The organism is Syntrophomonas sp., from assembly GCF_028707975.1.
Classification (GTDB): Bacteria; Bacillota; Syntrophomonadia; order Syntrophomonadales; family Syntrophomonadaceae; genus Syntrophomonas.
This window is the reverse complement of the sequence record NZ_JAQVZX010000070.1, coordinates 1-9802: the sequence shown is the minus strand read 5'-3', so window position 1 is coordinate 9802 and position 9802 is coordinate 1. Positions and strand designations below refer to the sequence as shown.

The 9802-nt window shown below is 44.7% G+C and carries 8 protein-coding genes and 1 tRNA gene; 8 read left to right on the top strand and 1 reads right to left on the bottom strand.

Translation table 11 applies throughout. The features are described from left to right. The 7 genes from PHP87_RS08925 to PHP87_RS08895 form a co-directional block, all read left to right on the top strand. A partial coding sequence (locus PHP87_RS08925; protein WP_299920493.1) for an HD domain-containing phosphohydrolase occupies positions 1 to 1145 on the top strand: 1145 nt, incomplete at its 5' end. A 369-nt stretch (positions 1146 to 1514) separates the two neighbouring features. After that, positions 1515 to 2930 (top strand): PAS domain S-box protein, encoded by a 1416-nt coding sequence (locus tag PHP87_RS08920; protein ID WP_299920492.1) that lies wholly within the window; start codon positions 1515 to 1517, stop codon positions 2928 to 2930. Between the two features lie 239 nt (positions 2931 to 3169). Next, on the top strand, positions 3170 to 4468 hold the full coding sequence (locus PHP87_RS08915) for a homoserine dehydrogenase (protein WP_299920490.1): 1299 nt from the start codon (positions 3170 to 3172) through the stop codon (positions 4466 to 4468). Between the two features lie 21 nt (positions 4469 to 4489). Beyond that, positions 4490 to 5389, top strand: coding sequence for a homoserine kinase (thrB, locus tag PHP87_RS08910; RefSeq protein WP_299920488.1), 900 nt, complete (start codon positions 4490 to 4492; stop codon positions 5387 to 5389). A 31-nt stretch (positions 5390 to 5420) separates the two neighbouring features. Next, positions 5421 to 6641 carry an aspartate kinase gene (locus PHP87_RS08905; protein WP_299920487.1) on the top strand — a complete coding sequence of 407 codons (1221 nt, stop codon included), beginning with the start codon at positions 5421 to 5423 and terminating at the stop codon, positions 6639 to 6641. A 58-nt stretch (positions 6642 to 6699) separates the two neighbouring features. Continuing rightward, a tRNA-Pro gene (locus tag PHP87_RS08900) sits at positions 6700 to 6777 on the top strand. Between the two features lie 86 nt (positions 6778 to 6863). Next, positions 6864 to 7241, top strand: a complete 378-nt coding sequence (locus tag PHP87_RS08895) for an Rpn family recombination-promoting nuclease/putative transposase (protein WP_366942918.1) — start codon at positions 6864 to 6866, stop codon at positions 7239 to 7241. A 178-nt stretch (positions 7242 to 7419) separates the two neighbouring features. Here the strand turns inward: PHP87_RS08895 and PHP87_RS08890 are convergent, their stop codons facing one another. Beyond that, positions 7420 to 8190 carry a DUF2726 domain-containing protein gene (locus PHP87_RS08890; RefSeq protein WP_299920484.1) on the bottom strand — a complete coding sequence of 257 codons (771 nt, stop codon included), beginning with the start codon at positions 8188 to 8190 and terminating at the stop codon, positions 7420 to 7422. A 186-nt stretch (positions 8191 to 8376) separates the two neighbouring features. Between PHP87_RS08890 and thrC the strand changes: the two genes are divergently transcribed. Continuing rightward, positions 8377 to 9802: threonine synthase (gene thrC, locus PHP87_RS08885; protein WP_299920482.1), on the top strand; the 1426-nt coding region annotated here is incomplete at its 3' end.

Sequence of the window (9802 nt, the reverse complement as noted above, 5' to 3'; positions counted from 1 at the left end):
GAGACATTAGTGTGCGTAAAAAAGCACAGTACGACCTGTCGCGTGAAGTATATAAATTACGGGTATTATACGACTTGGCCGTTGCCATGTCTTCCACCCAAAGCATGGACGAAACCCTGAAGCTTACCGCCGACAAGAGCAGGGAGCTTTTCGCGGCTGATTGTACCTTTATATTCCTGATAAATGAAAACAAGGCGGAAGTAATCCCCCATACCCTGTCTGGAAATAAAATGGAAGAATGGTCAGAGATCAGGATACCCTATGGAAAAGGTCTGGTTGGTATGGTCGCCGCTAGCGAAAGGGGATATATATGCGAAGACTATATCAGCAGTACTCTTTTTACCCATATTTATGATGAACTGGTACTACAAGAAGAACTGCTTTGTGGTTTGGCGGCTCCTATTATAATCGGAAATAATTGCCTGGGAGTATTGGTGGTTGGCCATAGAAAACGAACTGTGTTAACCCAGGCCCATCTGGACACCCTTACCTTGATTGCTAATCTGTTAGCAGTGGAGATCACCCGCGACCGGGCTGAAGAAAGCCTGCAAAAGAGTTTGGAACATTTGAGAACAGTGTTTGAATCCACAGTCAACGCTCTTTCCATAACGGCAGAGAAGAAGGATCCCTATACTGCAGGGCACCAGCGGAGGGTTGCTTCCCTGGCCTGTGCAATTGCCCAGGAAATGAAACTACCCCAATACTATATTGATAATGTCAAGACCGCGTCCATTTTACATGACATTGGCAAGTTGCAGATACCTACTGATATACTTACCAAACCCGGAGGCTTGACGGAAATAGAAAGATTACTGGTAAAAACCCATCCCCAGGCAGGATACGAGATTGTTAAAACTATTCCCTTTGCCCAGGCGATATCAACTACTCTATTACAACATCATGAACGAATGGATGGTTCCGGATACCCGCAGGGTTTATCTGGTGAGGAGATTCTTCTGGAAGCCAGAATACTAGCTGTAGCCGATGTGGTGGAAGCTATGGCCTCCCACCGACCCTACCGGCCTGCGCTGGGAATTGCATCGGCCCTGGATGAGATAAGGCAAGGAGCGGGTATAATCTATGATGCTCGGGTGGTGGAAGCCTGCCTGAATGTTTTCTCCCGTGAAAATTTTGGTTTTGAATAGTATAGAAACTTTTAAAAAGCATTCTTCTGTTTTTTTTATGATTATTCCGGGCTTTGTTTACTTATTGATGTCACTGCAAAAAGTAATAAATATGCATTAGTGTGCATATTTATACCGCTCAGCAACCTTAATAGCGACCGAAGGGAGCATCAGAAGTGCCCGACAGGGTGCAACCTTAATAGCGACCGCAGGGTATTGTAAGGGCGGTCTTCGATCGCCCGCTTTCACCTTCGCCCGCTTTTTGTATATTCATGCAACCCTTATGCAACAAAAAGGGTTTTTTGCAGTGGAGTCACTTATTATAATGTCTTTTTTGCCCTTGAGGAGCTATGGGATAAAGAGAACTATATTGTCCAAAGGGGATATGGGATGATTAATCGGGCTTTGATTGATAATGCAAAAAAATTCCTGAATATTCTGGCGAGTATTGAGGATGGTTATTATGAAGTAGATAAGGCTGGGAATCTGGTTTTCTTCAACCAATCCTTGCAGGAAATGCTCGGCTATTCCAAAGAAGAACTACTGGGTATGAACTATAAGAGATATATGACCAATGAAGATGCTAACAAGGTTTTCAAGACTTATAACCAGGTCTTTCGTACCGGGGGGGCGGCCAAAGGATTTGATTGGCAGCTAATCAGCAAGGCGGGGAAAAAGCTATATGTTGAAACTTCGGTTAGTCCCATTACCGCTGCGGATGGGGAAATAACCGGGTTTCTGGGGATAATTCGCGATATTTCCGAGCGGAAAAGAGCCGAGCAGCAAATAAGGGAGTCAGAACGCCGACTGGCGGATATTATTAATTTCTTACCTGATGCCACCTTCGCAGTAGATATAGCCGGCAAGGTAATTATATGGAATTATGCGGCCGAAGAGATGACCGGAGTAAAGGCTGAGGAAATAATAGGTAAAAATAACTATGAGTACGCTATTCCTTTTTATGGTTATAAAAAGCCCATGATAATTGATATGGTAAGAGAGGAATCGAGTTATGTTCACAGCTTATTCACTGATGTTGAAAGAAAGGGACATACCCTTATACGAGAAGTGTTTTTCCCGTCTGTGGGTGATTCCGGACTTTATTGCTGGGCCGCTACGGCCCCGCTTTTTGATAACGAGGGCAATAAGACTGGTGCCATTATTTCGTTGAGAGATATCAGTAAGCGTAAGCAAATTGAAAACGCATTAAAGGAAAGCCTGAATAAATCGCAGGCCATTCTTAAAAGCACAGTTAATGCACTGGCAACTACCACCGAAAAAAGGGATCTCTACACCGCCGGTCACCAGCGCCGAGTGGCGCAGCTAGCAACTGCCATTGCCCGGGAAATGTGTTTTTCCGAAGATATGACCCGGGGTATTTATATGGCGGCTACTTTGCATGATATCGGTAAGATGCAGGTATCTTCCGATATATTAAGTAAGCCGGGCGAACTGAACTATATAGAGATGCTTTTGGTAAGAACTCATGCCCAGGTGGGTTATGAGATAATTAAAACTATCCCTTTTGATTTGCCGGTAGCGGATATAGTTATCCAACATCATGAGAGAATGGATGGTTCTGGCTATCCACTGGGCCTGGCGGGTTCCAAGATTATGTTGGAAGCTCGTATATTGGCAGTAGCTGATGTAGTTGAAGCAATGTCTTCACACCGGCCTTATCGACCGGCCCTGGGCATAAATTTGGCTCTGGAGGAGATCCAACGTAACCGGGGAACCCTATATGATCCGGATGTCGTAGATGCCTGTCTGCGACTTTTTACCCGAGGGCAAATTAATTTTCTGTAAGCCTTTTCTTTTTTCACCTTTTATAGCCCACTACTTTCTTCATCGACTAGCTTATGTTACTATTTCCTTGAGTATCGAGATGTGAATGTTACCATGGAGCAGTTGGTAGAAAGGTAGAAGCGCCGGGTGTGGTTCAAGCTTGACTCTGCTGCAAAAACCCCTTTTTATGTAAGCTAATGCATATTTATAATTATTTACAGTGGAATCAAGTTTATATTATCAGTACAGGAGGAAATCAGATGATTGGTGTAGCTTTGCTCGGATGTGGCACCGTAGGTTCCGGGGTAGTCAAATTACTGCAAAAGAATAGTGAAATAATTGGCAAAAGAATAGGAGAATCAATTGAAATTAAGAAAGTCCTGGAAAGAGACCTGGAGAAATGTCGGGTGCTGGGCATTAGAGATGAGGTCATAACTCAGGATATCCAAGAGATTCTCGATGACCAGGATATTGCCATAGTGGTAGAGTTAATCGGGGGAATAGAACCGGCCTTCTCTTATATAATGTCAGCTTTGGCCCGGGGAAAGCATGTGGTAACAGCCAATAAGGATCTAATAGCAATAAAAGGAAAAGATATTTTTGACCTGGCTTCGGAGAAAGAGGTGGATTTCTATTTTGAAGCCAGCGTTGCTGGGGGAATACCCATAGTATATCCTATGAAACAATCCCTGGCTGCCAACCAGATTCAAGAAGTTATCGGCATATTGAACGGCACCACCAACTACATACTCAGCAAAATGAGCCGGGAAGGTCGTGATTTTAATGAAGTTTTAGCAGAGGCTCAACAACTGGGTTATGCTGAATCCGACCCATCCGCAGATATAGATGGATTGGATGCGGCTCGTAAGATTGCCATTTTATCATCCATTGCTTTTAACAGCAGGGTTACTCTGGATGATGTATATGTGGAGGGAATACGCTCGATTACGGCGGCTGATATCCAATATGCCAAAGAATTAGGTTATGTAATTAAGCTTTTAGCCATTGCCAAGGAAAACTCTCAACAAAAAATTGAAGTCCGGGTACACCCGGCTTTTCTACCCAGAACCCATCCCATGGCTGGAGTAAACGATGTATTTAACGCCGTATTTTTGCGCGGAGACGCCGTGGGGGAAGTTATGCATTACGGGCGGGGAGCAGGACAGATGCCAACCGCCAGTGCAGTATTTGGGGATATTATTGAAATCGCTCGCAATATCTTGCATCATAGCAATGCTCGAATTGGTTGTAGCTGTTATGAAAGCAAGGCAATTTTGGACATTAAAGAGCTAGAAGGCGAATATTATATCAGAATGACAGTGAAGGACCGACCAGGAGTTCTGGCAGGCATTGCTGCGGTTTTTGGGAATAATAATGTCAGTATAGCGACCGTATTGCAAAAGACTGTCAAGCAAGATTTGGCCGAGCTTATTTTAATTACCCACCGGATTCAGGAAAAGCATCTAAGGGATTCCCTTACTGTGCTCAAAGGGCTTAGTATAGTGGGTGATATTAAAAATGTTATTCGCCTGGAAGGAACAGATAGAGAAGTAGACTAATATTATACAAGAAGGGGTATTATGTTTACCATTAAGGTTCCGGCTACAAGTGCCAATCTGGGACCGGGGTTTGATACTCTGGGTTTGGCCCTGCAATTATACCTGGAGGTCAAGGTTAAAATGTTTCCGGGCAGCAGCAGGATTAGCTTTTTTGTCGATGGAGAAGAATATCAAGAAGAAATACTGGGGCATAACCTGGTTTACCAGGCTATGAAAAAAGTATTTGCGGAAGCTGCTGCAGAAGCTCCCGGACTTGAGCTGACTATTGACAGCTCCATTCCAGCGGGAAAAGGCCTGGGAAGTAGTGCTGCTGCTATTGTTGCCGGGCTATATGCGGCCAACGAAATACTGGAGAAGGAATTTGCGCAGGAGGATTTAATTAAGTGGGCGGTGGAGATGGAAGGGCATGCTGACAATGTTGTTCCAGCAGTAGCGGGAGGACTGACCACCGCCATGCTTTATAATGAAAATGTCTATTATCAGCAATTCCCTTTTCCTGAGGAATTAAAACTGGTTGTTGCCGTGCCTGATATCCAAATATCCACTGATGAATCACGGCAACTACTGCCGAAAAAGATTGATTTTATGGATATGGTGAATAACCTGCAACGAGCTTCCTATTTGTTGGCCAGTTTGATTAAACGCGATTTTCGCCATTTATCAGCAGCCATGGATGATGCGATTTTCCAGCCCCGGCGCAAGCAGCTGATTCCCGGTTTTGACCAGGTGTTTTCCCATGCTCTGGAAAGTGGGGCGTTGGGAGTAGCCCTTAGTGGCTCAGGATCTTCCATTATCGCCTTTTGCCAGCAGGAGGAAAGGAGAGTGGCAGAAGCTATGCAAGCTGCCTTTGCTGCCTCCGGAGTCCAAAGCCAGTTAATGATATTGACCACCGACCCGGATGGAGTGAAAGTTTTAAAGTAGTCTAATCATTTGGATTTAGGAGTGAATTATCTTGGCATTAATAGTAGCAAAGTTTGGCGGAAGCTCAGTCGCATCAATTGATAAAATTAAACAGATTGCCGGTAGAATCAAAAAAGTGCGAGATAAGGGCGATGATATAGTTGTAGTTGTCTCAGCTATGGGTGATACCACGGATGAGCTGATTGAACTGGCCAGTCTCACCGGCAATGATTTATGCCAACGGGAAATGGATATGCTTCTGGCTACTGGAGAGCAGCAATCAGCTGCACTGTTGGCCATGACTCTTAATAATTTTGGCTGTCCATCTATTTCACTTACCGGTTGGCAGGCTGGAATAAAAAGCGATGATAGCCATAGCAAGGCCCGGATTACTGGAATTGAAACCGGCCGTATAAAATATGAAATAAAACAGGGTAATGTGGTCATTATAGCGGGTTTTCAGGGCCTGTCTCCCCAGGGTGACATCACAACTTTGGGAAGGGGCGGTTCTGATACAACTGCAGTGGCCCTGGCTGCCCGTCTTGACGCTCTGCGCTGCATGATATTTACCGATGTTGAAGGGGTGTTTACCGCTGATCCACGAATAGTAAAAGAAGCCAAAAAACTACCCCAGCTATCTTATGAAGAAATGTTGGAATTGGCCAGCCTGGGAGCGGGAGTATTACAACCCCGGGCGGCGGAATTTGCTATGTTGTATAATGTAGATGTGGAGGTTCGGAGTAGTTTTAGCCGTAATCCTGGAACTATAATAACGGAGGTAGCCAATATGGAAAATCATAGAGCAGTAAGTGGGATAGCGCATGATTTGAATTGCGCTCGTTTTGCCTTATTTGATGTGCCCGACCAACCGGGCATAGCCAAAACACTATTTAAGACCCTGGCTGCTAAAAGCATTAATGTAGATATAATTATCCAGAGCGCCATGAGAGATGGGCGCAATGATATAGCCTTTACAATCGAAGAGAATGATCTTAGCCGGGCCGTTCCCGTGGTAAAAGAACTGGTGGAAAGTATCTGTGCTTCGGGTATGACCTACGGCAAAGATGTAGCCAAGGTATCGATTGTCGGAGCAGGTATGCAGAGTAATATTGGGGTAGCAGCTGCCATGTTTGAAGCTCTGGCGGACGAAGGTATCAACATACATATGATCAGCACATCGGAAATCCGTGTTTCCTGTGTTATTGACGAGTGCCACATCAAAGCTGCGGTTAAAGCTTTGCACCGGAAATTTGAGCTGGATAAGATAGAATAAAGACAGGAAACTCAGTTCTTGACGAATACCTGCTTCTGTTATACAATATTCTTTGCGTCGGGGTGTAGCTCAGTTTGGTATGAGCGCTACGTTGGGGACGTAGAGGCCGCTGGTTCAAATCCAGTCACTCCGACCATCTAAAAATAAAAACTTAATCTTTGATACAATGGAAAGCCGAGCAATGCTGGGCTTTTTGGCGTTTATGGGATTTTTTAGGCTGTAATTAGCAGCTTTTTTAACTATTTTAATTGTGTACCGGAGGGATGCATTTTATTTGCGCGAAGCTTTGGGGGCAGTGGTATACTTGACATAAAGGTTCAATTGGGTAGTGGGCAACTGGTGGACATAGAAATGCAGATTGGTGACCGGGCTAATATGGAAAGGCGCAGCACCTTTTATATATGCCGAATATTCGGAGACCAGATAATCACCCGAGGAAGATATCAGGACCTCAATAGAGCCATAGGTATAAACATACTGGACTTTGTCCGCATCAAAGACAGCCAGCGCTATCATACTAGCTTCAGGCTGCGGGAGCGCGATGAAAATATAGATTTGACCGATGCCATCGAGATACACTTCATCGAATTGCCCAAATAGAATGAAGAAATGGCAAGTTATGATAACCCGCTGGACCGGTGGGTAATGTTTTTGAAAGGATGGGATGACATGGAACTGCTGGAGAGATTGTCCGAAGAAGACCCGGCCATAGCACAGGCCAGGATAGCTCTGGAAAAAATGGTAAGCAATAAGGTCTCAAAATCATTCAGGGGCGACATTAAATATTTAATCCAGCTTCGCGTAGCTTTTGCATCAGACTGCTGGTGGAAGGTAAGTCATCCAGCTTAATTGTCAGGTAGCGAAGGCCAGCTGTTTCTATGCTCCGTATACTAAGCTGGTCAGGTTCAGCTTTCTTGTTTTGCCAACCTTTGGTGAGGATTAATAACAGTGGCTTCAGGTTTTGCTTTTCCACTATTAGCAGGTCTACCGCTCTTTCTTGGAGACGCCGCTTGTATTCCCCCCGGTTAGGGATATTGGGGTCGGGTGTTAGCAGATCAGCCAGCCTAACTTTGGGAAAAACTGCGTAATTGCTATTGTTCAGGATGCTATCAAGCATCTGGAAAAGCAAAATTTCCTCTGCAGAAAGCAGGCTTTCACGCTGGCGACTGGAGATCTCATTCAAGTCTACCCAGGTATCGCCCAGGTCTATAATGGGTCCCGGAGAAGATGTTTTCTTGCTACTGCTGCTACTTATATTTTCTTTGACCACATCTAAGATTAACTTGGCCAGAATCAGCCCCAGGACGGCGATAATGGCTTGTCCCATAAAATTACCCCCTCTGAATTCAAATTCAATGCTCCTGCCAAAAGCTTCATGGATAAAGCTAAATTGAATTAAACGCTCTCTTCGTATGGTCAAGCTTCTTAAAAAATTTCGTTTGCATTTACCTGCCGGGTTTTTAAGTATAGAATATAGAACAGAATTCTCTTGATGTTTGCGGCAGGAGGAGAACTGCCTGTCTCTTCTCTTTTGCTTCTTTTTAAGCATCGGAAGAAACTGCTTAAGCGGTTTCAACACACCGCTGCAACGAGGCGGGGGATTAGAACCCGCCGCCTGTTTTGTTAACAGGAACCCGCCCGCTTAAAGAAACGAAGACATATTTTACCTCGTTATAATAATTATACTGTTTAGGATATCCTTTTCCCAGGGATAGTCTTGAAGGAGGATAAAATTGTGAAATATGAGAGTAGTCGAGGAAAATATCATTCCGTCACTGCGGCAGAGGCCATAAAAATGGGGATTAGCCCAGATGGAGGACTGTTTGTCCCTGAATCTATTCCCCATGTGGACGACAAGCCATTAACTGCCATGGCCAGTGGGTCATACCAGGAAAAGGCGTTTCATATTATCAGACAGTTTTTGAGTGATTTTAGTGATGATGAGATTAAGAGCTGTATTAATGGAGCTTATAATCAGGATAATTTCGATATGGAGAAGATAGCACCTTTGGTAAAGCTTGATACAGCAGTGTATATTCAAGAACTGTGGCATGGCCCAACGGCTGCCTTCAAGGATATGGCCTTGCAGATACTGCCGCACCTTTTGACCATCAGTGCTCATAAAACGGGAGAAAAGGCGGAAATTGTTATCCTGGTGGCCACTTCTGGAGATACCGGGAAGGCGGCTTTGGAAGGATTTAAAGATGTAGAGGGAACGAAGATTATTGTCTTTTATCCGGATGAGGGTGTCAGTGAAATACAAAAACGCCAAATGCTGACTCAGGAAGGCAATAATGTCTATGTGGCTGCAGTTCGCGGTAATTTTGACGATGCCCAGAACGGAGTTAAAAGGATATTTGCCAATGATGGATTCGCCGCCCGGTTGCTGCAAAACGGGCAGAAGTTGTCATCTGCTAACTCCATTAACTGGGGGCGTCTATTGCCCCAAATTGTATACTATGTAGCGGCCTATCTTGAATTGAAGGTAACTGGGGTAGTTGGAGAAGCTCAATCCGTGAATATAGTGGTGCCCACGGGGAATTTCGGTAATATTCTGGCGGCTTATTATGCCTCCCGGATGGGGCTTCCGGCAAAAAGGCTGATCTGTGCATCAAATGCCAATAATATTCTGACTGATTTTATCCGGACTGGTATCTATGACCGCCAGCGCAAGTTTGAAAAGACTATATCCCCTTCCATGGACATTCTTATCTCCTCCAACCTGGAAAGGCTTTTATTTGAAGTAACCGGTCATGATGCCAGGCGAGTTGCTGCCTGGATGGAAGACTTGAAGAATAGGGGACGATACGAAATAGATACTGCTACTCGTAATGCTGTTCAGGACATATTCTGGGCGGATTTTTGCACCGATGAAGAGACCATTGCTACCATTCGCGACATTTGGCGGGAGCGGAGTTATTTATTAGATACCCATACGGCTGTGGCCGTAAATGTTTATCAAAAATACCGCTCTGAAACCGGGGATAAGACAATAAGTATTATTGCTTCCACCGCCAGCCCCTTTAAATTTGCCAGCAGCGTGGCTCAGGCTGTTTTGGAGCCTGAAGAGATGAGGGGCAAGGATGAATTTGAATTAATGAAGTTGCTCTCACAGCATACCGGTGTAGCTATACCTGCAGGATTGCAAGAGCTGGATAGAA

Excerpts from the sequence above, each read along its gene's own strand:
- PHP87_RS08920 (WP_299920492.1), top strand. The coding sequence starts at position 1,515 with ATGATTAATCGGGCTTTGATTGATAATGCAAAAAAATTCCTGAATATT.
- PHP87_RS08915 (WP_299920490.1), top strand. The coding sequence starts at position 3,170 with ATGATTGGTGTAGCTTTGCTCGGATGTGGCACCGTAGGTTCCGGGGTA.
- thrB (WP_299920488.1), top strand. The coding sequence starts at position 4,490 with ATGTTTACCATTAAGGTTCCGGCTACAAGTGCCAATCTGGGACCGGGG.
- PHP87_RS08890 (WP_299920484.1), bottom strand. The coding sequence starts at position 8,190 with ATGCTTAAAAAGAAGCAAAAGAGAAGAGACAGGCAGTTCTCCTCCTGC.